Annotated in this window: 33 protein-coding genes and 1 tRNA gene; 18 read left to right on the top strand and 16 right to left on the bottom strand. The window is 46.0% G+C overall.

What is annotated here, in order from left to right; all coding sequences use genetic code 11:
- Window positions 1-80: 80 nt before the first annotated feature.
- Window positions 81-1,214, bottom strand: a complete 1,134-nt coding sequence (locus C8R11_RS12540; RefSeq protein ID WP_107796031.1) for a PD40 domain-containing protein — start codon at window positions 1,212-1,214, stop codon at window positions 81-83.
- A gap of 322 nt (window positions 1,215-1,536) precedes the next feature.
- Between C8R11_RS12540 and C8R11_RS12535 the strand changes: the two genes are divergently transcribed.
- Window positions 1,537-1,974 (top strand): secondary thiamine-phosphate synthase enzyme YjbQ, encoded by a 438-nt coding sequence (locus tag C8R11_RS12535; RefSeq protein ID WP_219908609.1) that lies wholly within the window; start codon window positions 1,537-1,539, stop codon window positions 1,972-1,974.
- Window positions 1,975-2,138: 164 nt separating this feature from the next.
- Entirely contained in the window at window positions 2,139-2,684 is a 546-nt protein-coding gene (locus C8R11_RS12530; protein ID WP_107795996.1) for a tetratricopeptide repeat protein, read from the top strand.
- Between the two features lie 74 nt (window positions 2,685-2,758).
- On the opposite strand, the gene C8R11_RS12525 is transcribed toward C8R11_RS12530, so the two are convergent.
- Both C8R11_RS12525 and C8R11_RS12520 read right to left on the bottom strand, forming a co-directional pair.
- The gene (locus C8R11_RS12525; protein WP_107795995.1) at window positions 2,759-5,428 is read right to left on the bottom strand and encodes a calcium-translocating P-type ATPase, PMCA-type; all 2,670 of its coding nucleotides are present in this window, start codon (window positions 5,426-5,428) and stop codon (window positions 2,759-2,761) included.
- 39 nt (window positions 5,429-5,467) lie between these two features.
- Window positions 5,468-6,649: a glutaredoxin family protein gene (locus C8R11_RS12520; RefSeq protein WP_244907675.1), complete on the bottom strand. Its 1,182-nt coding sequence runs from the start codon at window positions 6,647-6,649 to the stop codon at window positions 5,468-5,470.
- 332 nt (window positions 6,650-6,981) lie between these two features.
- Here C8R11_RS12520 and C8R11_RS12515 point away from each other — a divergent pair, with 332 nt between their 5' ends.
- Together C8R11_RS12515 and C8R11_RS12510 are read left to right on the top strand one after the other, a co-directional pair.
- The gene (locus tag C8R11_RS12515) at window positions 6,982-7,491 is read left to right on the top strand and encodes a protein tyrosine phosphatase family protein (RefSeq protein ID WP_107795994.1); all 510 of its coding nucleotides are present in this window, start codon (window positions 6,982-6,984) and stop codon (window positions 7,489-7,491) included.
- A gap of 346 nt (window positions 7,492-7,837) precedes the next feature.
- Window positions 7,838-8,047 carry a hypothetical protein gene (locus C8R11_RS12510; RefSeq protein ID WP_107795993.1) on the top strand — a complete coding sequence of 70 codons (210 nt, stop codon included), beginning with the start codon at window positions 7,838-7,840 and terminating at the stop codon, window positions 8,045-8,047.
- Here C8R11_RS12510 and C8R11_RS12505 read toward each other — a convergent pair.
- From C8R11_RS12505 to rnr, 3 genes are all read right to left on the bottom strand, one after another.
- A complete protein-coding gene (locus C8R11_RS12505) occupies window positions 8,044-8,400 on the bottom strand; it encodes a hypothetical protein (protein ID WP_181258254.1) in 357 nt (118 codons plus the stop codon). The genes C8R11_RS12510 and C8R11_RS12505 overlap by 4 nt on opposite strands.
- A 249-nt stretch (window positions 8,401-8,649) precedes the next feature.
- Window positions 8,650-9,423 (bottom strand): 23S rRNA (guanosine(2251)-2'-O)-methyltransferase RlmB, encoded by a 774-nt coding sequence (gene rlmB / locus C8R11_RS12500; protein WP_107795992.1) that lies wholly within the window; start codon window positions 9,421-9,423, stop codon window positions 8,650-8,652.
- Between the two features lie 52 nt (window positions 9,424-9,475).
- On the bottom strand, window positions 9,476-11,710 hold the full coding sequence (gene rnr / locus C8R11_RS12495) for a ribonuclease R (protein WP_107795991.1): 2,235 nt from the start codon (window positions 11,708-11,710) through the stop codon (window positions 9,476-9,478).
- 63 nt (window positions 11,711-11,773) lie between these two features.
- Here rnr and C8R11_RS12490 point away from each other — a divergent pair.
- Window positions 11,774-11,858 (top strand) — tRNA-Leu (locus tag C8R11_RS12490).
- Window positions 11,859-12,342: 484 nt separating this feature from the next.
- Window positions 12,343-13,095: a sulfotransferase gene (locus C8R11_RS12485; protein WP_107795990.1), complete on the top strand. Its 753-nt coding sequence runs from the start codon at window positions 12,343-12,345 to the stop codon at window positions 13,093-13,095.
- A 184-nt stretch (window positions 13,096-13,279) separates the two neighbouring features.
- Here the strand turns inward: C8R11_RS12485 and C8R11_RS16790 are convergent, their stop codons facing one another.
- From C8R11_RS16790 to C8R11_RS16535, 5 genes are all read right to left on the bottom strand, one after another.
- On the bottom strand, window positions 13,280-13,417 hold the full coding sequence (locus tag C8R11_RS16790; protein WP_244907674.1) for a hypothetical protein: 138 nt from the start codon (window positions 13,415-13,417) through the stop codon (window positions 13,280-13,282).
- Window positions 13,414-13,920: an alpha/beta fold hydrolase gene (locus C8R11_RS12480; protein WP_244907673.1), complete on the bottom strand. Its 507-nt coding sequence runs from the start codon at window positions 13,918-13,920 to the stop codon at window positions 13,414-13,416. The genes C8R11_RS16790 and C8R11_RS12480 overlap by 4 nt, the downstream gene beginning before the upstream one ends.
- 176 nt (window positions 13,921-14,096) lie before the next feature.
- Complete coding sequence (locus C8R11_RS16545) at window positions 14,097-14,270, bottom strand: M14 family metallopeptidase (protein WP_219908608.1); 174 nt, start codon at window positions 14,268-14,270, stop codon at window positions 14,097-14,099.
- A 78-nt stretch (window positions 14,271-14,348) separates the two neighbouring features.
- Window positions 14,349-14,516 (bottom strand): M14 family metallopeptidase, encoded by a 168-nt coding sequence (locus tag C8R11_RS16540; protein ID WP_219908607.1) that lies wholly within the window; start codon window positions 14,514-14,516, stop codon window positions 14,349-14,351.
- A gap of 20 nt (window positions 14,517-14,536) precedes the next feature.
- The gene (locus C8R11_RS16535; RefSeq protein ID WP_219908606.1) at window positions 14,537-14,776 is read right to left on the bottom strand and encodes a M14 family zinc carboxypeptidase; all 240 of its coding nucleotides are present in this window, start codon (window positions 14,774-14,776) and stop codon (window positions 14,537-14,539) included.
- Between the two features lie 394 nt (window positions 14,777-15,170).
- On the opposite strand from C8R11_RS16535, the gene C8R11_RS12470 reads away from it, so the two are divergent.
- From C8R11_RS12470 to C8R11_RS12460, 6 genes are read left to right on the top strand one after another with little or no spacing between them, the layout of a single operon-like run.
- Complete coding sequence (locus tag C8R11_RS12470) at window positions 15,171-15,974, top strand: UDP-2,3-diacylglucosamine diphosphatase (RefSeq protein ID WP_107795989.1); 804 nt, start codon at window positions 15,171-15,173, stop codon at window positions 15,972-15,974.
- A gap of 28 nt (window positions 15,975-16,002) precedes the next feature.
- On the top strand, window positions 16,003-16,200 hold the full coding sequence (locus C8R11_RS16785) for a patatin-like phospholipase family protein (protein ID WP_244907672.1): 198 nt from the start codon (window positions 16,003-16,005) through the stop codon (window positions 16,198-16,200).
- Window positions 16,201-16,440 (top strand): hypothetical protein, encoded by a 240-nt coding sequence (locus tag C8R11_RS16780; protein WP_244907671.1) that lies wholly within the window; start codon window positions 16,201-16,203, stop codon window positions 16,438-16,440.
- A 5-nt stretch (window positions 16,441-16,445) separates the two neighbouring features.
- The gene (locus tag C8R11_RS16775; RefSeq protein ID WP_244907679.1) at window positions 16,446-16,574 is read left to right on the top strand and encodes a hypothetical protein; all 129 of its coding nucleotides are present in this window, start codon (window positions 16,446-16,448) and stop codon (window positions 16,572-16,574) included.
- 18 nt (window positions 16,575-16,592) lie between these two features.
- Window positions 16,593-16,976 (top strand): hypothetical protein, encoded by a 384-nt coding sequence (locus C8R11_RS16770; RefSeq protein WP_244907670.1) that lies wholly within the window; start codon window positions 16,593-16,595, stop codon window positions 16,974-16,976.
- The gene (locus tag C8R11_RS12460) at window positions 16,977-17,210 is read left to right on the top strand and encodes a hypothetical protein (protein ID WP_107795988.1); all 234 of its coding nucleotides are present in this window, start codon (window positions 16,977-16,979) and stop codon (window positions 17,208-17,210) included.
- Window positions 17,211-17,245: 35 nt separating this feature from the next.
- Here C8R11_RS12460 and C8R11_RS16530 read toward each other — a convergent pair whose 3' ends face one another.
- The 4 genes from C8R11_RS16530 to C8R11_RS12445 form a co-directional block, all read right to left on the bottom strand.
- Window positions 17,246-17,929 carry a PhoH family protein gene (locus C8R11_RS16530; protein WP_219908605.1) on the bottom strand — a complete coding sequence of 228 codons (684 nt, stop codon included), beginning with the start codon at window positions 17,927-17,929 and terminating at the stop codon, window positions 17,246-17,248.
- Window positions 17,930-17,967: 38 nt separating this feature from the next.
- A complete protein-coding gene (locus tag C8R11_RS16525) occupies window positions 17,968-18,312 on the bottom strand; it encodes a PIN domain-containing protein (RefSeq protein ID WP_219908604.1) in 345 nt (114 codons plus the stop codon).
- 321 nt (window positions 18,313-18,633) lie between these two features.
- Window positions 18,634-19,038, bottom strand: a complete 405-nt coding sequence (locus C8R11_RS12450; protein WP_107795987.1) for a nitrogen regulation protein NR(II) — start codon at window positions 19,036-19,038, stop codon at window positions 18,634-18,636.
- 468 nt (window positions 19,039-19,506) lie between these two features.
- Complete coding sequence (locus C8R11_RS12445; RefSeq protein WP_219908603.1) at window positions 19,507-19,665, bottom strand: hypothetical protein; 159 nt, start codon at window positions 19,663-19,665, stop codon at window positions 19,507-19,509.
- 126 nt (window positions 19,666-19,791) lie between these two features.
- Between C8R11_RS12445 and C8R11_RS12440 the strand changes: the two genes are divergently transcribed.
- Both C8R11_RS12440 and C8R11_RS12435 read left to right on the top strand, forming a co-directional pair.
- A complete protein-coding gene (locus C8R11_RS12440; protein WP_107795986.1) occupies window positions 19,792-20,277 on the top strand; it encodes a transposase in 486 nt (161 codons plus the stop codon).
- A gap of 87 nt (window positions 20,278-20,364) precedes the next feature.
- On the top strand, window positions 20,365-20,787 hold the full coding sequence (locus C8R11_RS12435; RefSeq protein ID WP_342352475.1) for a transposase: 423 nt from the start codon (window positions 20,365-20,367) through the stop codon (window positions 20,785-20,787).
- An 89-nt stretch (window positions 20,788-20,876) separates the two neighbouring features.
- Here the strand turns inward: C8R11_RS12435 and C8R11_RS16235 are convergent, their stop codons facing one another.
- The gene (locus C8R11_RS16235) at window positions 20,877-21,053 is read right to left on the bottom strand and encodes a hypothetical protein (RefSeq protein ID WP_219908602.1); all 177 of its coding nucleotides are present in this window, start codon (window positions 21,051-21,053) and stop codon (window positions 20,877-20,879) included.
- 181 nt (window positions 21,054-21,234) lie between these two features.
- Between C8R11_RS16235 and C8R11_RS12430 the strand changes: the two genes are divergently transcribed.
- The 4 genes from C8R11_RS12430 to C8R11_RS12410 all read left to right on the top strand — a co-directional run.
- On the top strand, window positions 21,235-22,071 hold the full coding sequence (locus C8R11_RS12430; protein ID WP_181258251.1) for a PEP-CTERM sorting domain-containing protein: 837 nt from the start codon (window positions 21,235-21,237) through the stop codon (window positions 22,069-22,071).
- Window positions 22,072-22,655: 584 nt separating this feature from the next.
- Complete coding sequence (locus C8R11_RS12425) at window positions 22,656-23,021, top strand: hypothetical protein (RefSeq protein ID WP_107795983.1); 366 nt, start codon at window positions 22,656-22,658, stop codon at window positions 23,019-23,021.
- A gap of 535 nt (window positions 23,022-23,556) precedes the next feature.
- Complete coding sequence (locus C8R11_RS12415) at window positions 23,557-23,820, top strand: RNA recognition motif domain-containing protein (protein ID WP_090699020.1); 264 nt, start codon at window positions 23,557-23,559, stop codon at window positions 23,818-23,820.
- Window positions 23,821-24,799: 979 nt separating this feature from the next.
- Window positions 24,800-24,960 (top strand): methane monooxygenase/ammonia monooxygenase subunit C (locus C8R11_RS12410; protein ID WP_280523906.1); only part of this gene is annotated, 161 nt, incomplete at its 3' end.

Genomic DNA, 24,960 nt, shown 5'->3' with positions numbered 1-24,960 from the left:
AAACACAGAAAACACCCTGACAACTCTGAAACAGGATAAGCAGAGTGTTTTCTATCTACAAAGATCGTTAGAAAAATTGTTTATTTCAGAGAAAGACTCTGCATCGCTTTATCATGATTCCACTTCCCGTGAAACAAGTGGCCCTTCTTAGCCGGCACACGATCACTGGTCCAGGTCAGATAGTTCCCGTCGGGAGTAAATACAGGCAGACCATCGAATCCTTCTTTGTCGGTAACGCGCACCGGCTCCTGTTTGCCATCGACATCAACAATATATAATTCAAAATTGCGGTGTCCGTGAATATTCGTCGAAAAGATAATATATTCATTGGAAGGATGATAAAAAGGCGCCCATGACAGCGCTTTCAAACGTGTAATCTTTTTCTGATCGGAGCCGTCGATATTCATGGTAAATACTTCAGCTTCACGTCCGCCGGGTGAAAAACGCCGCCATACAATACGTTTGCCATCTGGACTGAAAAACGGGCCGCCATCGTACGAATTCGTATGCGTTAACCGTTTTACATTCGATCCATCGGCATTCATAATATAAATATCAATCATTGACGATGGATCTTTTTTGAACAATGCCGCTTCTTCTTCGGATAATTCACCCGTATATGCCCTGCGGTTCGATGCAAATGCAATATATTTGCCGTCCGGCGACCAGGATGCTTCCGCATCATAGCCCAGCACATTGGTCAGATTCCTGATTTTGTTGCCTTCCAGGTCAGTTTCATAAATATCGTAATGTTCATCGTAGTCCCAGGCATAAGATTTGCGCTCACCGGATTTTCTACGCTCCAGTTCCGCTGCCATCTTGGATTTCGCCTCGGGATCGTCATGCGTGGATGAGAACAGTACTTTTTCTTCCGAAGGATGAATCCACGAACAGGTTGTTTTGCCGACACCGGGCGACACCTGTTGTATCTTGCCGTTACTCAGGTTTTTAAGATAAATCTGATAAAAAGGATTCTCATCAGCCACCTCTGCCTGATAGACCATCCACTTTTGATCGGCACGGTAATATGCCTCGCCGACACGTTTCTCCCTGTCGGTATTCGAAAGCAGGAAATCTTCAGTGATAAAATCAGTGGCACCAGCACTAGCACTGACTGTCCAGGTAAAAAGTATTGCCGGCAATAACATCGACGCCAACAGAGACCATCCTGAAATTGAAACGGGTGTCTTAATATTTTGAGTTGTATGAGTCATTGGATTTTCAAATTGTGTTAAAGAAATCAAATAAGACCAAACATTAACATATCGTTCACAAAAATTTATAAACAATTGCATGGAAAACATTGCAACTGTCTTCTGAACACAACATTCACAATCATTATCCATTCCGGACAAGGTGCGACATCTCAGCCATACAGGTGACTCGATGACATTCACAGACTGCTAACAGGCTGTTGAACGCATTGGCCTTTGAATTTGACATCAACCAGATTTTCATTCATCTTTAACAGCCTGATAATGGCCTATGTCACTTAGTTATTGCGCCTTACTGCAGATTACTCACAGGCAAACCATTTTGAAAATTATCCCCACATTCATCGAACTTAAAACCGGACAGGGCATTACTCTGCACGATCTGATGCCTGAACTGCACAATGCGGTTGCCCGGTCCGGTATTCAAAACGGCTTTGTGACCGTCACCTCGCAACATACGACTACCGCTATCGCCATTAACGAAAACGAAGAACGCCTGGTGGAAGATGTCAAAACCTTTTTGACGCGCCTTATTCCTCCCAACGGACGCTATCTGCATAACGATATTGCACTGCGCGACTGTCCACCCGATGAGCCGGAAAATGCCCATTCACACCTGGCGGCCATGCTGCTTGGGAGTTCTGAAGTAATTGCCCTGGTTGATGGCAGGCTGGTACTGGGGCAATACCAGTCAGTCATGCTGTACGAACTCGATGGCCCGCGCACGCGCCGGGTCAGTGTGCAGATTTATGGAGAATAACGAGTAGTATGACAGTTCATGCCGCACGTAATCTTGTCGCAACCAAAAACAGTGTTTGTTGCGTTTTAATTTTGCTGAATACCGTTCTTACATGCTTACTCAGTTTCATATTTACATGATATGAATCCGAGTGTTTTGATCAAATTATCCGCGGCAGTCAATACATGAACATCAACGACGCGCTTGAACAGGGCCCGAGCATTACAGAGATCAACCGTGCGCTCGAACTTTTCACCGACCGCATTCCGGAGCGGCGGCTGTTTGCAAGTTACCTGAACGATCCGGCGCGCAAATCCATTCTGTTTTTTCATGGCGATGGCGGCAATGGCAAATCCTGGCTGCTGCGCATGCTGCAGGCGCGTTATTGCCGGCACCTGTCAGCGAAGTCCTGGGATTTTGTTAAATCACAGGCAACCGATGATGACTTTGTACTGCACTTTGAGGGTGCCGCCGATTTTAAACCGGTGCCATACGCTTATCTCGATTTTGTCGACGCACATAACAACCTGGGTAATACCCTGCAAAGCCTGGCGGATTTGCAGGCGAAGCTGTCACAGCGCGACAAAGCACAGGATAACTACCGGCAATCGATAGATTGCTATGACCGGGCGCTTAAATGGGCGCCAGATCATCCTGTTATCCTTAGAAACCGGGAAATTGCGCTGCAACAATTATCCGATCTTCAGGGAAATAGTGCTGATAAAAAATGAGATCAATCGAATGAATCATAATTTTCGAGCAGACAGTCAGCAAAACAATGCGTCAGGTCTTGCATGAATACGCATCACGATCCCTGTCCCCGATTTCCATACAGCCACCCGCTTCGCACCATCCACTTCTCAACTTCCACCACGACAAACACCACAGAAGCCAGTAGGACGCAAATCAGCAGTTCATCAAGCGGCAGCGGCGCGGTTTTGAAGATGTCATTGAGGAACGGCGTGTAAATCACCGCCAGTTGCAGCATCACCGTCAACACCACCGCGCCAATCAGTTGCGGATTGCTGAACAGTCCTATGCTGAACAATGAATCGCGGTCTGAGCGAATCGCCATGACGTGAAACAGCTGCGCGAACGTCAGCGTAGTGAAGACAATCGTCTGCCAATGGTCGACACCCTGGTCGATCGCCCAGATTTGCGCGCCGATTGAAAGCGCGCCAATTAAAATACCGACAAAAATAATATGCTGCCACATGCCGTGCGAGAAAATGTTTTCCTGCGGCGGCCGCGGGTCGCGCTGCATGACTTTTCGCTCGGCCGGTTCGGAAGCCAGCGCCAGGCCGGGCAGGCCGTCGGTGACGAGATTGATCCACAGGATATGAATCGGCAATAGCGGCAGCGGCAGGCCGAGCAGCATCGCCAGCACCAGCGTCCAGATTTCTCCGGAATTGCTGGTCATGGTGTATTTGATGAATTTGCGGATGTCGTCAAAAATGCGCCGCCCTTCCTTCACCGCGGCCACAATGGTGGCGAAGTTGTCATCGAGCAGCACCATATCGGCCGCTTCGCGCGCCACGTCGGTGCCTTTCTTGCCCATGGCAACGCCGATACCGGCCCGTTTCAATGCCGGTGCATCATTGACGCCGTCCCCGGTCATGGCGACGAATTCTCCCTGCTGCTGCAATGCACTGACAATACGAATTTTTTGTTTGGGATCGACACGTGCGTAAATACGCAAATCCCGCACCCGCTGCGCCAGTTCGTCGTCGGAAAGTTTTTTGAGTTCCTGCCCGGTCATGACCGGATCATTTTCATTCGCAATACCGAGCCGTATGGCGATACTGCTTGCGGTGGCTGGATGGTCTCCGGTGATCATCACCGGCACGATTCCGGCTGCACGGCAATCCGCGACGGCCTGCGGCACTTCTTCTCTGGGCGGATCAATCATCGCTACCAATCCAAGAAAGGTCAGATCTGTCTCGATCTGTTCCGGTGTGTGTTTTTCCGGCAATGACGTAAACTCCCGGTATCCAACAGCCAGTACACGATAGCCTTCAGCAGCCAGTGCGTCCACTTGTTGCTGAATCCGCTTTTGATCCAGTGCCAGATTACCCTGGCTGGTCAGTGTATCCCTGCAGGCTGTTAAAATCGCTTCGGGCGCTCCTTTGGTAAAACTCACTATACCCGCGTCAGACTGATGTAAAGTCGACATGCATTTGCGATTTTCATCAAATGCCAGCTCGCCCACTTGCGGCAACTGTCTGGACAGTGCCGCTTTATCGAAACCCGCCTGCTTTGCCGCCAGATAAAGCGCAACCTCGGTAGGATCGCCGGTAATCGATGCATCTCCGCGCGCTTCGTCATCCGTTGCCTGGTCATGCACCGTGTTATTGAGCGCCAGGGCCTGGCCAAGGCGCTGCCAGAGTTCATTCTGATTGCCCACCGCTGGCAGTTCAGCAAGCTGCGAATCATCGGCGAACAACGCTTCCACATGCATCTGGTTCCGGGTAAGTGTGCCCGTTTTATCCGAACAGATATACGTAACCGAACCCAGCGTTTCCACCGCTGGCAGGCGGCGCACCAGCGCATTGCGGCGACCGAGTTTACGCGCACCGAGTGCCAGAGAAATAGTCACAACCGCCGGCAGCGCCTCGGGTATCGCTGCGACTGCGAGGCTGACTGCCGTCAGGAACATGAGCAGGACAGGCTGCTGCTGCAATAAGCCGGCACCAAAAATGAAAGCACACACTACAAGAATAGCCAGTGCCAGGTGTTTTCCAAACTGGGCCAGCCTTATCTGCAAAGGCGTTTTCACGCTTTCTTCCTGCTGAAGCAGCGTTGCGATGTTGCCAATCTCACTGGCCATACCGGTGGCGATCACCAGGCCCCTGCCATTTCCACGCGTGACCATAGTCCCGTTAAAGGCCATATTGCGTCGATCCCCAAGTGGCAAATCCGCTTCTGCCAACGCATCCGCATGTTTAGACACTGTATGGGATTCGCCGGTCAAAGCAGATTCATCCACCTGCAGCTGGTTTGTTTCGAGTAAGCGAAAATCCGCCGGCACAACATTACCGGCTTCCAGCAGCACCAGATCGCCCGGCACCAGGTTTGCCGCAGAAATGGTTTCCCTTTTTCCTTCACGGATAACAGTCGCTTCAGGCGCGGCCATCTTCTGCAGCACGGCGATTGCGCGTTGCGCCCGGTATTCCTGAACAGTGCCGATAATGGCGTTCAACACCACAATGACAATAATGGCGACCGAATCCTTTAATTCACCGACCATTCCCGACACAATCGCGGCAACCAGCAGCACCAGAATCATGAAATCAGCAAACTGGGATACAAAAATGTGCAGAGGCGTTCGCCGTGCGCCGCGCTCGATACGGTTGGGGCCATATTTCTCAAGGCGCTTGGCTGCTTCATTGGCTATAAGCCCTTGCTTTAAATCGCTGTCAAGTTCATTCGCAGTTTTATCAACCGGCCAGCAATGCCAGGGATTGTTTTGATTCATAGTTTTGGAAAAATCAATGTATGGTTTTACAGTAGAAAATTATATCAACAACTCCGGTCGCAAAATCAGGACACAGCCCAGACCCAGCATCACAGTGCCGCTCACCAGCTTGAGCCAGCGCCCTGTCCGCTCTGTAAGCTTGCGATTACTGAGCGCAACCACCGCAATTGCGACCATAAGTGCATCGTCTGCCACGTACCCCAGTATATAAAGCCCCAAGTACGCATAGTAGCTTACCGGATTTAAATCCTGTTGCGCCAGTATTGCGGTGTATATTGCCGGAAAACCTGCGGTACAGAGTAATTCGATGAAATTGACCAGAACCGCAAGCATGACAACCCCCATCATGGAAGGCAACAATCTGTCGACAGCAAGCACCGCACGCATGCGTTGATATAAACCGGGCTTGGCGGACGCCGGTATGGAGAGCGAAAAACCCTGTTGCCAGGCGAAAAAATCTTTCACATTGAGTCCACCGATGGCTAAAGCAAGACCACCCAGCGTCCATCTTAAGGCGGCTGAAAAACCGATGACCAGAAAGATATTCAGCCAGGCCGCCATAAATGCATAGTAAACGACACCGCTGGCGAGCACAAAAGTACCGGCGATCAACGCCATTCTTTTACGATCCTGCAAATGAACAAGCAGCGACAGCAAGAACAACAGCACCCACATCGCGCAGGGATTAAATCCGTCAAGCAAACCGATGGCCAGCGTAAATACCGGCAAACCCAGTCTTTCGACATTCAGTATTTCAAACAGCGGCATTTCGGCGTCACTTGATTCAATCGCCGTTTGATCTATTAATGCCACCAGCACCGCCCCCGTTTGGTCAGGAGTATCAAAGCCCACGACAAGCTGGCCGTTAAAACGGAAAGTCGGCACGCCCGGTGGCCAGACACCGGCAGCCTGCGTGTATTGCAACAGGTCGTTACGCGCGTTCAGATCATGATCAACTGAATAATACACAATACGCAGCCAGGGTCGCTCATGATGCAGTTTTGAAAGAAATTCTTTAGCTTTGGCACAGTGCGGACAACCGTCACGTACAAAAACCTCAAGCACATGCTCATGGGTAACGAAGTCAGTTTCATTATCGATATTGTCTGCCGTTAGCGTTTGAGCAGACAACAGCAACGCCAGCAGACAACTCCACAGGGTCAGAAAAAATAGAAAACGGCGTCTGGCAGCATGAAACATATTGAAATTACTACTCACCATTTATCATCATTTTACAGTTGACTTCAATTAACACACCCAAACGTTTATTGAGTCAGCACGCTGTAAAAAAGTTTTTTGCGAACGGATATTCAGGAGAATACTGACCCATTCAACGCTTAAGATAAGCGCAAAAATAAATCACTTACAAAAGAGGGTCCTGATAAAAAGAAAAAACAGTTATAACTTTACACAATGCAGTTTTGCCGCCCAACCTCACGAATCACACTATTTCCAGACTACAAAAAACTACAAAGTGTAAAGATTTTATCTTATCATCCAATATCTCTTGACTCACATAGCTTTTCACGAATCATCAAAAAATGAGGTTTATTATGAAATACACAATCACAATTTTTACCGCATGGCTGGTGCTGTTCTCCTGTGCAGCATTTGCCGAAAGAATCCCCTTTGGCCATCAGGTCAGCACTGTTCAGAACTACAATCGCGCCTCACCGCAAATTGCCACATCCGGATTGATCGGCGATGGTGGAGCACCTTTACTCGCAGCACATGGATTTAAAACGGTCATTGACATGCGCACCACGAATGAGGGCACACGTGAAGAAAAAGCACTGGTCGAGGGCGCAGGCATGGTTTATGTCAATATTCCAATGACAGTCGCCAATATCAGCGATGAACATCTGGAAGCTTTCACAAAAGCCGTTAAGCAGTCTCCTAAACCAATTCTGGTACATTGCGGTTCGGGCAACCGGGCAGGCGCAATATGGGCCGGCTATCGTATCAGCCAGGGTATTGACCCCGAGGAGGCATTAAGAGAAGGACGTAAAGCCGGCATGCGGCCGCCTCTGGAAGAAAAAGTCAGGGAAATTTTTGTAAAATAAAACCTGGCTTCCTGCCCGCGGTCTGCCGCATTCCCCGACAGACCGCTGTAATAACACATAGCCGCAACAGCACCTTTTATTCGTCGCTGAGTGTGCAGACACGCTGACCTGTTCATGATTGTCTACCGGCTACTGCTGTCGATATAAAAAATCACATTTGGGTGGTTTTTATCATTTCTGTGCTACCGGCGACACCATTGAGTTGTCCTGGTCGCTTTGCCCGGCCGGAAAATAAAGCCGAGATTGGCGCTGAAGATATTGAGGGTAATATCCCGGTCAAGCACCTCATTCTGCAGCCATAAACCACCATGACCGCCTATCCATAAGTGATTTCATTGCGCTTTTAATGCGACTTGCGAAAGGCGATCTTAACGCGCCCCTGCTGATACCGTCTGATACCAGCCTGCATCAACCTGAAAATGGTGGTTCTCAAATTGAGATCGCATCGTCTGGTTGTTTATCGTCTATGCATCACAATCGCGGCATATCAGTAACAACAATAAGGGAAGCACTGATTCAACCAACCAGCGCTTTCCTTGAATTAAATACTTTTTAATGATGACCGCCACGACCTCTGTGACCACCTCCCCGGTGACCACCGCCGATATGACTCTGTCTACCACCGATGTGTCGATGTCCGCCACCGGAATGTCGGTGTCCGCCATGGAAATGCCTATGTCCGCCACCAAAGTGTCTATGACCACCATGACTGTGTCTGTACCCACCAAAAAATAATTGATTACCGTACAGCGATCGTTGATACCCATAACCGGCCCTGGCCCCAACACCGCCATAATAACCTGTTCCGCCGTAGTATCCTGATCCGCCATAGTAAGGTGTTGCCACACAGCCGCCAAGAAAAAACAGTGCAATTACCGCTAACAAGGCAATCAGTCTTTTTGTATTCATGGCGCACCTCCCGAAATATTCTATATGTTGCAAATATTGTATGACCTTAACTCTGAATGGTAGCTGAACGTAAAATGAGCATCTGCAAAGGTGAATTTGTTCCAGCAAATAGAACAGCATGCCAGACCCTGCTATGGACAAGAATGCCCAGCAAAACATGGAACCGAGGACGGGGAAAAGCAAACGCGCGCACGATCGAAGCCGCATTCCCTTTGGCGCGATGATTGCCGCCAGTGTCAGTAAATGCGCTTATTTACTATTTGAAACGCTGTCTGTAACAGTTGTTTTGCAGGCCTGCTGACGAAAGGTTTCAAACAGGCAAATTCCAGCACTGACAGACACATTAAGACTTTCTACACTGCCCTGCATGGGAATACGCACCAGTTGGTCGCAGATTTCTCGTGTTAAACGACGCATGCCTTTTTCTTCAGACCCAAGTACCCAGGCAACCGAACCGCTGATTTGAAAATCATTGAGATCATGATCAGCATCATCCGAAGTACCGATAATCCAGATATCTCGTTCTTTCAACTGTCGCAATGTGCGCGCCAGATTGGTAACAGCAATATAAGGTACGGTATCTGCAGCGCCACTGGATACCTTATGCACGGTCGCTGTCAAACCGACCGCACGATCTTTGGGTGCAATAACTGCATGAACGCCAAAAGCATCCGCCACTCGCAAACATGCCCCCAGATTATGCGGGTCCTGTATTCCGTCGAGTACCAGAAGCCTTGCCGGTTCGGTCAACGTATCCAGCACATCATCGATAGCCACATAGGATAACGTCGTATTAATATTGGCCGCCACGCCCTGATGACGCCGGCTGCCCGCCATTTTTTCAATCCGGTTATTCTCACAGCTAATTAATTGAATCTTATGGGATTCTGCTAGTGTCATCAAGCCACGAACACGCTGATCATTTCGCTCAGCGTCTACATAAATTTCTTTAATGCTGGCAGGATTCTGTCTTAAACGACTGATAACTGCATGGAAACCGAAAATTAGACGCGTAGTTGACATGGTTTTCACTAAAAACAGTAAATGGAGAGGTTCTTCACAATCAGCAAGAAACCTATTGTAATTTTTTCTTTTTAATTTTTTTAACGAACCGGGATTTTTTGGTCTGTTTGCCGGATTCGGCAGCTTCGTTCAGGACAAAATCTATTTTACTGGTTTCCAGATTAACATGGGCCAGTTTGACGCTTAACCGGTCACCGATGCGGTACTGTTTTCCGCTGCGTTCTCCAAGCAAGCGCTGTTGGGCCGCGTCAAAATGAAAATAGTCACTGGGAAGCTCTGAAATATGAATGAGTCCCTCGACATAAACTTGATCCAATGCAACGAACAAGCCGAAACCGGTGACACTGCTGATAATTCCTTCAAAACATTCACCAATTTTATCCTGCATAAAAAAACACTTCAACCAGGTCTCCACGTCGCGGGTCGCCTCATCGGCGCGCCGTTCTGTTTGCGAGCAATGGCGTCCCAGTTCATGCCAATCCCCCGGCAGATATTTTTTACCCTGCAACACTGCTTTGATGGCGCGATGCGTCAATAAATCAGGATAACGCCGGATGGGAGATGTAAAGTGTGTATAGGCATCATAAGCCAGACCGAAATGGCCGTTATTTTCGGGACTGTAAATCGCCTGCGGCAGTGAGCGCAACATAACAGTCTGCAAAAGATGCTTATCCGGTCTGTCCTTTATTTTAAGTAACGTTTTGGCATAATCGCCAGCACCTGGCTTACTTCTCCCGCCCAATTGCACGCCCACTTCCTTGAGAAAATGACGCAATGCTTCCAGTTTGTCTGCAGCAGGCCTTTCATGCACTCGATATAGAACAGAATGCTGATGTTTTTGCAAAAAATCGGCAGCACAGACATTCGCCGCAAGCATACACTCTTCGATTAACCGGTGCGCATCATTACGCTGTACCGGTTCAATTTTTTCAATCTTGCCGTGGTTATTAAAAAACATCTGCGTTTCAGTGGTTTCAAAATCAATTGCGCCGCGCTTCTTACGCGCCTTGAGCAATACTTTGAATAATCTATTAATATTCTGCAAATGTGGAAAAATCTTTGCATACTTATCGGCTTCCTTGCCTGTTGGATCGGCCAGCATAGCCGCAACAATATGATAAGTCAGCCGCGCATGCGAACGCATCAGTGCCGGATAAAATGCATAATCCAACCTTTCGCCATGCGCGTCAAAGCGGATTTCACAAACCATACACAGGCGATTGCGGTTGGGATTGAGCGAACAGAGTTCGTTTGAAAGCACCTCAGGCAGCATCGGTATCACTCTCTGTGGAAAGTAAACTGAATTTCCACGATTGAACGCTTCCCGATCGAAAGCATCACCCGGCTGCACATATTGACTCACATCTGCAATTGCAACATATAACGTAAATCCGTCAGTATGTTGCTCACAGTAAACAGCATCATCAAAATCACGTGCCGTTTCACTGTCTATTGTAACCAAAGGCAGATGGCGGATATCCCGTCGGTCCATATAATGTTTTTGCAGAACCCGGGTAGGCAGTTTTTTGGCAAGGCTATCAATTTCAGATGAAAAAACATAGGGCAGATCATGTTTACGCAATGCAATATCAATTTCCATTCCCGGGTCTGCATAATCACCCATAATTTCAACAATATGACCAATCGGTTGTGTATGCTTGTTGGGTTGTTGAATAATCTCGACCATCACAACCTGCCCGTCATCGGCATTCAGTGAATGGTCAATTGGTATCAGAATATCCTGGTTGATACGCCTGTTCTCCGCCACCACATACAAAATACCGTGATCAATATATAATCGCCCAACAATATGTCTATTGGTATGCTCGAGAATTTCTACAATAACGCCTTCACGCCGGCCACGCCGGTCAAGTCCCTTTTCACGCACAAGCACCAGATCACCATGCAACGCTTTATGCATTTCTTTTTCTGGCAAAAACAAATCTGCAGTACCATCATCGGGAATTAAAAAACCAAAACCATCTGCATGCCCCTGTATTTTTCCTTTAATCAAATCCAGTTTTTCCATCACGCAAATAGCGCCTTTGCGATTACGGAATATCTGCCCTTCACGAATCATTGCGCTCAATCTGCGCGCAAAATTTTCCTGTTCTTCGACACCAATATCCAACAACGTCTGCAACTCAGTTTCGGCCATTGGAACACCTCGATCTTTCAAAATCTGCAGAATGTATTCCCGGCTTGGCAAAGGTTGTTCATAACGCGTTTTCTCTCGCGCCAGATAAGGATCCTGATCCCTGAGCTTACGATGCTTCTTAATTGACAAAATAACGATTTCCTATAGAATGTGCCACACTTTATGTATCTGATAAATCAGATATCAATCGTTGCCCAGATGGCGGAATTGGTAGACGCGCATGGTTCAGGTCCATGTGCCTTCGGGTGTGGAGGTTCGAGTCCTCTTCTGGGCACCATAAGATTTACAACATACTGAACAATAATAAATTATTCCATAATCCAAAATTACAACCCTCAAAGCTTTATCAAAAAAGAAATACTGTCAGTTTTTTGCTGGGCATTCAATTAAGCAATGCGCACACCCATTCGTTTCTTATAACATATCCGCAACAGAAACACATACACCGTTTGCACCCACATCAATACAACCGCATACATTCGCTGCGCCGATTCAATCATGCCATATTTACTCTGAAGCATTGAACCGACACTTTTACACAAAATCGCCTAAAGTTTCTTACGCGCCGCAGCCACCTGCTGACCTCACACTTCGCCAATCGTTTTTGCATATTGATTTACAACAGGCATGCGAGATCGGGTCGCAATCCTATAAAGAAAATTAATACAAAAACCTGGAAAAGACCATTCATTGCATTTTCATAAAATTGAAGTATAGTTTAGAAAAAATATGTATTCATTTAAATAAATTTGAGCATAAAAATGAAAAAAAATGTGATTATTCTTACACATGGGTGGACAGGCAGTTCTGCTTTTGCTGCATTACTGGGCGAAGCCGGTTATTGGCATGGCGATAATACTTTTAAAAAACCTGATTATGATACATACGAAAACATCAAACTGGTTGAACTCAACAATCAACTATTGACCGAATTAAACTTCGCAGGTGATCGCGAACATGAAATCATCTCATCCGAAATTGTAGATGATCTAGCGCGTAAGGCTGCCACACTAGATCTCACGCCATACAGGGCATTTTTAGAAAATTGTCAGCAACATAAGCCGTGGATCTGGAAAGACCCAAGGCTCGCATTGACCATACGGATATGGGCGAAGCTATTACCGATGGAAGAAGTCGCATTTATCATTCTTACGCGAGACAGTGAACAGGCATGGATCACTTCCAACCTGCGCCGGCATATTCAGAGTTATGCCTTTACACAGCACTACAACGCTGCCATCACCGACAACCTGAAAAAATTCCTAAATGAGAATCAGCAGGATTATATTGAATTTGAATTTGAAGATTTGCAACTGACGCCGGAAGACACTATTGCAAAATTAAACAATTTTCTGAATATTGATCTGACAATGGACAACCTGAGGTCAGTTTACAAATTCCCGCTCTATAAAAAATCAAAAGGTCTGAAAGACAAATTGCTCGCCTGGCTTATTTATCTGAAAAATTATCGATATCGATATGACATACCCGGCCAGAAACAAAAAAACAATTGAACCACAATCGGCTAATACTGGGAAGTTCAGTTTCATTGCACAGATACTTTCAGCAAAAATCAACTGAACTTCTTAGTTAACACACCTGATCAGACGGCAAGCCATTGCTTGATAATGTCGGCCACTCAGGTTCATCCAGCGGCAGGTCGTGACCGGCTCTGTCATGCTCCACATAATCAGCATGTCATGTTTGCGCCAGTTCCCGGCTGCAGCGGTAATCTACCATACGGTCGTCAAGACTGGACACAATGAGCACGGGTTGGCGCGGTTGTGAGGCAATCGAGAATCTGACTGCGGCCAGCAACTGGTTTCCGATGCTCACAATTGATACCGATTCTGTTGTTGCCATTGCTGCCAGGATTTCAGTACATGGATGTCACGATCAAAACGATTAGATGTCAGCTCAAGAATATCCGTCTCCCTGTTCAAAGCGGTGCTCATTATCATTTTTACTACGCAAGGATAAATCCGCCAACGCATACAATGATAAAACGGTGACAGTGTTCTGGCACTGGTATTAATCAAAACAACCGCATTCACCTCACCCGGGTATCGGCTCATCCAGTCAATCGCGATCATCCTTCCCATAGAAATGGCAATTAATGTAAGTTGCTGCCGTTTGCCGACCTGCCTGCGTAATGCCTCGGTCATGTCTGCAACGGTATTCGGACTGGTTAAATAATTCAGGCAGCCGTTACCGGGAATATTCGGCGTTTCAGTGGATTCGCCAGGAAAATTCTGTTGCAAATATCCGGCAAACTCACCCCAGTGTCTTGCTTCACGCAGCAAGCCGCGTATCAGCACAAAGTGGTAGTCTTGGGTCATGTATACCAGAGTGTTCTCGACTGTTTCTCAAATTCAGGCGCCTGACTCTTACGCAGCCATTTGTTGTACGACAAAGTCGCATGCAACAAAAACTCCATAAGAATCATATGACTTCTCAATATCCGTTTGAGACGATGCGGTTTGATAGGATGATAAAGGCCGAGCAATTGCCGTAACTAAAGCGGGTTTTTCCGGGCCCATCGCCAGGAACCCATTTCCAAAGTCAACGGGAGAAAAACATTACCGTCCCTCAATGACTGCAGATACAGATAATCCCATAAGTCACCATGAACCAGATAGTGCTGCGATTGCGGCTCAAAAACATAGTCCTGATTAGGGTAGGTATGCATAAAAAGATTGCGCAGGTAATAAATTTCTTTTAGATGTTTGATGGACTCTCGCTGACTTCTGGCATATGGAAACCAGATCTAGTTGCGATAGCCAAAACCAGAATGACGATCCAGCACAAGACTGAATGGTGCGGTAAAAATTTCTTGCCTAACGAAATAACAAAGTGCCTGCGCTTCCGGCTGCATGGCTTCACCCGCCTTTCCCCGATACCACGGCAACAACGGCGAAATCTGATGCCTTCTCAACCTAACCAGATGGTCTTTTCCTAGCTGTCAATCGGTGCATTACGCATCAGGTCAACGCCGTTTCCATCTGAGCGCGCATTATTGAACATGCCTACCGGATTAATCAGTGGCAACACATGTATACGCACCCTTTGTAACAGATCAACCAGAACCTGATCCCACTCCAATCGCTCCAGCAGTCTTTCCAGAAAAGTGATTACAACCTGCGTACCGATTCGTTCCAGACCATGCATACCGGCGACAAAGGTAATACAGGGCACATCTTGCGGACGATTGCCCCATGTAAGTGCATAAACGGCAGCAAATCATCTTCGCACGGCACGTGACAAAGCACTCTGGTGGACAAGTGCGCCTTATTACTCCATTTAATTATCGCCTCAATTTTGTGCAGTTCAGGTATCTGCATCAGTGTGGATATTTCATGCATCGTGTTTAGAAATCATGTAGCAACCTCGGTTATATTCCGGCATACGCCAGATTATTTAATTCTGTGTAATCAGCTTTACTTCGCCAGTAAAAAAACATCATATCACTCGTAACACACCTGATTCATTTTTAATAAAACTTTCATCAATTCTTAACAAATACTTCAAGCTGGCTTAACAAAGCCTCTTTAAGCTGTGTTGCCATACTCAGCGCATACAGGAAGGGGTCATGACTACGAAAAAAACACCTATGAAAGTTAGAAGTGTCTGGATTTCAGACGTTCATCTCGGTTTTCGCGGATGTCAGGCGGAAGCACTGCTTCATTTTCTGCACTCGGTTGAAACCGATTACCTGTTTCTTGTCGGTGATATCGTTGATTTCTGGAGTCTCAAAAAGAATCCCTATTGGCCACAGGAGCATACCAACGTAATCCGTTCGATTCTTGGGAAAGCCAAGCACGGTACCAAAGTAATCTATATACCCGGCAATCATGACGAGGCTATGCGCGATTGCGCCGGTCACATATTCGGCAATCTTGAAATTCACCTGGATTACGTCCATATAACGCGCGACGGCAAAAAGCTGCTGATTCTGCATGGCGATGAATTCGATGTCATTGTCAAGCACAGTCGTATGATCGCCAAGCTAGGCAATGCCGCCTACGACACGCTGCTGTGGCTCAATCGCTATGTGAATGGTCTGCGCAAGTTCTTCGGTTATTCTTACTGGTCATTGGCGGCATACCTTAAACTGAAAGTTAAAAATGCAATCAGTTTTATCAGCAGTTTCGAGAATGCGCTGGCACATCTGGCCAAGGATCGCGGCGTTGATGGCGTCGTATGCGGGCATATTCACCATGCCGAAATCAAAGAAATCAATTCGATACTGTACTGCAATGATGGTGACTGGGTGGAAAGCTGCACCACGTTACTTGAACATGCCGACGGTTCGCTGGAACTGATGAATTGGTCTGAAAAATTCGAGCAGTACAAAAATATTGAAGCCATGATCGCCGCTAGAAAGGCTGCTTGAAGCCTGCATAAACATATGGAGATTGCCGTTGCAACCTAAATATGTGCTGAGCCTGGATGGCGGCGGCAGTCATCTGCTCATTCAATTAAGCGCGCTGGCCTGCCTTGAAGAAGAAAGTGGTATTTCGACTTACGACAGATTTGACATGGTAGCAGGATCCTCGTCAGGTGGAATGGTCGCCTGCCTGATTTTGGGTCGTGCCACGAGTGCGGCTGCAGTGATTTAGTTGATTTTACGAGACAAACTACTGGAAGGCATGATGGCCGAACGCTGGATGAACTGGCTACTGAACAGATTTCAAATTCGGCCAAAATATACCGGCAATTCAAAAAGCAGAGCATTACAAAAAGAACTCGGCAATCTGAGGCTATCTTCACTCGATAAGCAGATTATTATTCCTTGCTTTAATCTTGACCGTGATCAACTGGAAATTTTCACGCGCAACAATCGGTCAGTTTTCTCTTAAGCGAAATTGCTGATGCCTGCACCGCTGCACCTGCCTATTTTCCACCCGTGCAAATGGAAGATGGCGACTGGCGCATTGATGGTGGCGTCGGTATGAATAATCCGGGACTTGGCGCATACCTGCATGCCAGGTAGATATGGCAGGGCCATGATATGAAAGTGCTTTCCATTGGATCAGGCTGGCGCAGTTTCGCATTCGACGGCTTTAAAGCACGTGCATATGGTGGCGTGCAATGGTCTGCCAAAGGCATCGCTTCCGTAATTCTACGGGAAAAAATGATGGCAGATGCCAAAATGACCGAGGCAGTATTTGGTGAGCATGTACTGTATATCAATCATCACTTGAAAAACTATGACATGCCCGATTACATGGATTCGGCAAACAATCCCGTTCACCGGAAAAAAGCACTGGAGATTGACAGATTATGGTACGCACAGAACAGACAGCGAATCAGTCATTGGATACCGGAATCGCCAATATTAACCGTCAATCAGTTCATCGAGTCGTTGTCGCCTCATGAACAGAATGATTTGTGAATGTTCAAACGCACCCTCCTTATGGCGGTCGGAATAATCATTTTTGTCATGGGTATCATACTTTTCCCGATGCCGGGACCATTCGGCATACCGACTATGGCTGTCGGTTTTTCGATCATGCTGAAGACATCTGACCGGATCAAACGCACAACTATTAGCCTCGTTCACAAAAACCGTCATAGTAGTCGTTTATGGCACAGGATGCGCGGCCTGTATAAACGCATCCGCTGCTAACAGCAACAGGCAGAAAACACCATCCCTTCCAGCTGCTAAGGCAACTCGTTTGCCAGGTTAGTCAGATGCGACCGCTCCCCCCTCTCGAGCCGTACATGTGCGTAAATCTCATGATATTTAATTTTATCGATGAGATAAGATAAACCATTACTCTGAGAATCGAGGTAAGGCGTATCAATCTGGTAGATATCCCCGGTAAAAATGATTTTGGTATTTTCACCAGCACGCGTAATAATGGTTTTTACTTCATGCAGCGTCAGGTTTTGCGCTTCATCGACGATAAAACAGACATTTGAGATATTTCTGCCCCGGATATACGCAAGTGGCGTGATCGTCAGTTTTTCCTGCTCAAGTGCATCAGTTATCTGTTTATACTCCTTGTCCCGCTCATTGTACTGATTTTTAATAAATTTCAGGTTATTCCAGAGTGGTTCCAAATAGGAATTCAGCTTAGACACGATGTCACCCGGCAAATACCCGATATCTTTATGGCTGAGCGGCACAATCGGCCTGGCCAGGTAAATCTGTATAAAATACCTTTTTTGATCAAGCGCACCAGCCAAAGCAAGCAATGTTTTCCCGGTTCCGGCTACACCCCGCAATGTAACCAGTTTGATATTGGGATGCGTAATCGCATGCAAGGCAAAAACCTGCTCGGCATTTCTCGGCGTGATCCGGAAAGCGGATTTCTTTTGAATCCGCTCGATTCTTTGTGACACAGGATTATAAAAAACCAGCACAGAAGCGCGGCCGTTCTTTAGAATAAATAATGATTGGGAATGGACTCTTTGCTACCGATATCCTCAGGCAAACAATAGTCATGCTCATAAATAGTGTCGACAATCGCTTTGGATACACCTTGAATCCCCGTACTGCCAGTGTATAAGGCATCCAGATCCTTTATTTTGCCGGCTTGAAAGTTCTCCGACAGGATATTCAGCGATTTGGCCTTGAGTCGCAGATTAATATCTTTGGTAACCAGAATAATTTTTTTGCGCGGATATGCCTCGCTCAAAGAAATTGCCGCATTCAGAATGCGATGATCTGCATTATTTTCTCCAAATATCTTGGTTGCATCCAGTCCAATCGTCTGTTGGTACATGACAACCTTGAAATGACCATGCTATGGATTTTATATTACTGCATTGTGACACAATGTAATTTGGGCTACAGAAAAAGCTGATAAATCAGCACCTACTGTTTTAATTATAGTATGGTTTTAGTTGGAGAGCGTAAACGCATACGCAAAGCATGCTGACCATGCCTCGAATAGCAAAGAATCAAAAAACCAGTTGATCTGATGCAAATATACGTCACCATACAGGCGATTGAATTTGGAAAGATATATGGTTCACATTTTCTTTTTGCCTGATTTGATCTTATAAATCCGGCAAACACAGTGACAAAAAAATATCGGTCACAGTCAGAACAACCTGTTTTCTTTATGAACAGGGCGGATTAAAACGAGAATCAGGTGCTGATCAATCTTTTTAAGATCATTGAAATACAATTCACCTGTAAACTGCTCCCCGTTAGTGGCGAAAATTTTAAAATTATGTCCTATACGTGAAAGATAGCGCAAATATGGGTTAACACGTTCATTGCCTTCTTCGAGGAGGTCAATTTCTGCTAATTTTGGCACCAGACTTGAAATATGACACTGTACTGAATGCTTGGAATTATACCCCAATAGCCTCGACCCCTCTTCGTTGGTATCCAGTATCGTGCCGTTACCAGAAAGTAAGAGAACCGCCGCTTTGCACCAATTGTCGCGGATTTGTAACTGACCACGAAATTCTGCTGGCAATTCATTTGGCTGCGTGTTCATGGTTTTTTCCCGTTACTGTGATTAATAGAAAATTGCATGTTGGAAGTTTTCATTAGGATTTGCTCGTTATCACCGTTAATTAAAATGCATTGAAAAGGGTATTTAACGTAAATAGCCAAGCTGCACTTGAGCAAAACATTTTGCAGGTACATAGGTCAGCTACATGTATCGGTTGTCTAATAAAAACTGACTGACTTTTTTCTGTATTTTGACATGTTCATGTGACGCTTTTCGGACGGGTACATGACAAAACAAAAGTAAATACAGACTGGTATCCCATCAACCTGGAAAAGCGGACCTTCGAGCCAGCTCAGGGAGCTACGCCATCATACTGCTAAACTTGCCAAAGGCGACGCGGTCATTGCCTTCGAGTTACGTCTTACGACGAAAATCCTGTGAACACCGTACCGTCATTTCCCGGAAGCTGGTGTACTCGTTAGCCAAAACGACCGGTGATATAATCCTCGGTCAACTAATGTAACGGTCTTGTAAACAGCTGCTCGGTTTTACCGACTTCAATCTTAAATCACCGAGATAAAAATAGGCGGTACGATGCGACACACGTGCTGCCTGCTGCATGGAATGCGTCACAATCACAATCGAATAATCAGCACATAATTCATTCATTAAACCCAGATTTTCCATTAGCCTTGGTTTCTAATGGAAGCCATTAGAATAAGTTGTTAAGAATAAGGATATTTTGTTAAATTATCGTTGTTTAATACATGCATATTTTTCTTCCGGAGGATTTTCATGGGTTTTGAGCTTCGGTTTACCGATAAAGAGATCACTGCCTTGGGTGGCATGGGATTGATGAAGCGGATGCTAGATCGGATAGGTTTTCAGTCGGCAGTTAAATCATGTGAATTACCGCAACCGGGGAGTAACCGGGGTTATGCACCGATTCAGTTGCTATTGCAGTTCATGTTGCCGGTATGGTGTGGCGCGAACCGGTTTGAGCAGACAGCGGTTACACGGCATGATCCGGTACTCCAGAAGCTGTTTGGCTTCAAACGCATGGTGAATTTTAAAGCGATCATGCGATTGTTTAGAAAGTTTGACCAGGCGACAACGGCGGAGGTATTTGGTCGATTATACCGTTGGTTTTTCGGCAATCTTCACGTTGATCACTTAACACTGGATCTGGATTCAACGATGATGACGCGCTATGGGCAACAGGAAGGTGCGGCACGTGGTTACAATCCGAGCAAGCCAGGGCGGGTTGCGGGTATTCGATAAAAGATTGATAAGCGCCCTGACGCCAAAGGCAAGCAACTCTCTTTATTTAAAGATGATTCTGTTTTTTCCTGTTACCGCTATAGTGCGTTGGTCACAGACATGGATTTATCAGCTTTGGAACGCTGGCGCTTATATCGTGGCCGTGCAGATTGTGAGAACCGCATCAAGGAACTGAAATACGACTTTGGTGGGGAAAGTTTTAATCTCAAGGATTTCTGGTCCACTGAAGCTGCTTTGTTAACTATCATGCTGGCTTACAATTTAATGAGCCTGTTTCGCCAAGGCATACTGAGAAGCGATGCAGTATCAGGTAAACCTGACGTACAGCACACGCTCAAAACATTACGTTATAAACTTTTTGCCAAAGCCGGTTACATTACCGATGATGGTCGAAAAAAAATTATTAACCTGGCCGTTGCCATACGGCAACGTGAATGGATCGAAGAGCTCTGGAATAAATCCAGATCATTTGATTTGCCCGTGAAATTTACACCCTTTTTTTCAACATAAAAAGTCCTAATAGAAAATCTGGGTTATTTCTTCTTTTGTTGCATTTTCAACCAATAGGTCTATGGCGATTCGAATTTGGATTTTCTGTACTAACGGACTGCCAGATCATCGATAAATCCTTGTTGCGAAAACAGTAATTTTGTTGCTATTCTCCAGTCTTTCGCATGCAAAGAAAGAAAGAAAGGAAGTACCGCTGTTCGAGTAAACACGTCGACTTGCCTAGTATTGTCGGGATCAGGCATAAGTAAAGAATTGATCTGGGCCAATGATACCAGTGCGTTACAGAATTTCTTTTTCTTTGCGTAACAGGATTCACATGTTTGATGTCATCCGTGCATTTATGGGTGTTGTCAAATTGTGGATGAAAAAGTCCGCATAGAGCTGTGATGATATGTCATGTGCTTAATCGGTTTTAAATCAGTAAGAAATTCAAAAAAAGGAATAATAATGAAAAAAAATATTGTAATCAGGAGAGCCTCTATCGGGTTTGCTGCCTTGTTAATGATGTTCACGGGAGTGGCCTCAGCAGCATTTATAGATTTTGTTATACGTGATGGCGCAGGTGGTTCACCCACCATACAGCCGAACGCCACCTATGTACCCAATGGACTGGAATTTGTGATCAGCCAAGGCGGTATGAAGGCCGCGCTGGGCTCCAACGACATTAATGGTTCTACCATCTCACAAATCGACAGTCTTACTATTACCCGGCATGACGATACCACACGTTTTGCGCCAGGCAGCGGACCGGCCGTTGCGCCATACTTCAACATCTGGGTGACAGATGGTGCTGGTCACTATGCTGTAATTGCCAATGAACCATCGAACGGTGCATTTCAACCTTTGTTCACGATTAATGGCGATGGTAGCAAAACATATGATTTAAGTTACAGTGATCTTGCGGACAAGGTAGCCAAGGTATACGAGACGCCAGGTGCAGGTACGGGTACTTCCTGGGTACACACACTTCTGGGCAAGACCGCGCTGACCTTCGCTGATGTTGCATCGCTGTCTATTGCGCCACCATCTGCTGCTTATATTACGAATCCTGCGAATGCGGTGGGTTCTGGTGCCCCTGACGTGTTAGGGAGCAATGTGGCTTACGGTTTCAATTGGGTTTTTGGTGACACCTTGTCAAACTACGTTTCTGGCGATGAAGGCTATGTGGTATCCAGTGCAAACGCCTCAGCAGTCATTACGTCTATTCCGGAGCCTGCCACAATGAGTTTACTGATTCTGGGTTTAGGTAGTCTGGCCATGCGTCAGCGTCGCAAACGTTCATAATAGATATTTATCGCATAGAAATACTTATCAATTCTCGACTCCTCTTGGTCTCAACGCGAATCGCAAGGAGTCGAGACATATATGAAAGTAGCTTTGCCGAATCACCGAGCATACTGTGCTCACTGTGAAGCCCTGACCGCCACTGTTGCGGTTGAATAAAGCCGGATTTTTCATGACTGGTTTGCGAAACAGTTTATACCCACCAGCAAAAATTTAAACGCAAGCTGCGTACGACTCTTACACATCCCGTCGAACAATACATTTTCTTTACGTCGTGGCGTTGGCGCAGTTATTCGGCATACGGTGCACGCCTGTTTTTTACGTGAATTTTTTCTCACATAGCAGGAATTGGCAGACCTGGTCGGTACCAGCCACTCCGTCACCAGTGCGATCATGAACGACCCGCAAACCCACGGCATGCTTGACTACATCCACGAACAAATCTGCACCAATAACGCCGCATTTGTCGGCAAATGATTCTGTATCAAATATTTTAAAAACAGTGTTGTCCAGCTAACAGACGCAGTAGACTACCCTTACTACAATGACACTCCTGATTAACTGCGCAATAAAGGAGCAAACCAATGAAAATTATTTCTGCACGCAACCATGGTTATCTGGATTTCCTGACGGTCGGTATTTTTCTGCTCGCACCAACGTTACTTGAATTGAGCCAGATTCCCGCCATGCTGGCATACGGTCTGGCTGTCGTCCACCTGATCGTTACCCTGACTTCCGATTTTCCATTTGGCATATTCAAGATAATTCCATTTACCATTCATGGCTGGATCGAACGCGCCGTCGGGCCGACGCTTGTAGCCATACCCTTTATTCTGAACTTTGCCGAAGAACCGGTAGCACGTAACTTTTATATCGCTATGGGCGTGATTATCATCATGGTGGGATTACTCACAAACTACCAGGAAGAGAATCCCGGTGCCGGCAAATAGCATTTTTCCAGTTGCAAGCTACCAAAAATTTCTTCTCTAATAACCCTTAGCAATCCTTCCCTTGCTTCATGCAGTCACTTACGCGCCGCATGAAGCAAGGCTGATGTCTCACTCCATTTTTATCAAGCTGACATCAATGCAGAAAATAACAATGTCCCGAAATTAAATACTCTGTAAGAAATAACCAGGCAAAACCTGTTCAGCGTATATGTCTTTATAACTTTACAAACATACGCCTGTCATATAGGATGAGTCGGGTAACTGCGGCTATAAATTGACTTGATCTGTAAGTGCTGCCAGTCAAAAAGTTTCAAAGTCTCCGCACACCTAATCTGCAGCAAGCAGATGTAAAACAAGTTTTTGCCGCACAAGAATTCATGCTGTATTTGCCGCATGGGTCGCGAACAGAGCCGAATGGAACTGTTTTTTTCATATCGACAAATCAATCAGCATCGTGCTGTTTGTTGTACGCTCAGCTTAACAAGTAGCAACCAGGCACAACCAGCCTTCTTCACATACTCAGTAAGGACATTTTTTGAAAAAATTATTTGTCGGAAATCTACCCAGTGATGCAACCGAAACCAGTGTATTGGCTTTATTCTCGGAGTATGGCAAGGTACATTCTATAAAACTCGTTAATGATATGTTCAGCGGCAAATGTAAAGGCTTTGGCTTTGTCGGCATGGAAGGACATGAAGCCAAAGTCGCCATCGAAAAGCTCAGCGGCAGCATATATGGCGGCAATTCGCTCAAAGTCAGATACGAAGACACTTCTACTAGAAAAGGCAAACGCCGCTAGTACTCCAACATCTTTTTGGAGACTGTCTCATCACGTTGATTTTAAATGTCGATTGCCCAATATCTTGAAACAATTACTCTGCACGCTATTATTTTGTGAACGTGCCATCGGCTAAAAGCCGGTGGCTTCAGGTTACGGCTTTTAGCCGGATTAATCGGCCGCTCGGCCAATAACTTCGTCATACCACCTTATCCATCCGGTTCCGGCGATTTCTGATGCTCCATGTATCCCTTCCTGTTTCGTCCGTGACATGATCACTCGATACCAGCCAATATCTCTTACGCAATTAACTATACTCAGTAGCAACTCATGCGAGTTTTTCCCTTCTGATACTGATAACTATGGCGGAATACCTGTCAGCGTATACCTGCCTCTCCAACCAACACCTCATATTGATGTTTCGTCGCAGACGATCAAATGATAATTGCAGTCTCAGGCAGTATTCGAAGGGTTCACGACACCGCAAATCCACCAGAAGCTGTTTGTAAGTAAAAAAATAATCGAGCACCAACGATCAATTTCTCACGAAAACTTAATCTTAGCAGACTAAACAACTTGATCAGTTTTACACTGCGGCTAAAGGCGCAGCAATCGGATCCTCTGTTACAGGATGCCTTGTTTTTCACTACATCAAATTGATTAATTTGTTCTCCAGCCTACTAATATAGAATAATTTTTCTTTTTTCCTGTGCTCACAGAATTGATTGCACATGATCGGTCATTAACCAGAGAACCGCTTTGCAAACCTTAAATGAGGACATTCACTCATGATAAAAAATTGGCGGCACGTTATGCTTTAACGAACCGAATAGAATGTAAAAAGATAACCATCTGATCTTTAATATTTTCAGAAATTAAAATTTTTTGAAACCTTTTCCAACAAATGGCCATCTTAATTATATGGTTTCTCTTAAAGAAGCCAGGTGTTTATTTATGACAACAACTAATTCAAATTTTAAAATCTAAAGGAGAGACTATCATGGCAACAACAATGGGAACGAGCAGTGCGGCCAGCGCCGGCTACGACATGTCATTGTGGTACGATTCCAAGTACTACAAACTGGGCATGGGTATCATGCTGGCGGTCGCGATATTCTGGATCTGGTATCAGCGCACGTTTGCGTACTCACATGGCATGGA

The sequence above is a fragment of the Nitrosomonas aestuarii genome (genome assembly GCF_003046585.1).
GTDB lineage: Bacteria > Pseudomonadota > Gammaproteobacteria > Burkholderiales > Nitrosomonadaceae > Nitrosomonas > Nitrosomonas aestuarii.
Note: the sequence above shows the minus strand (reverse complement) of the source record. Positions and strands in the feature narration are given on the sequence as shown.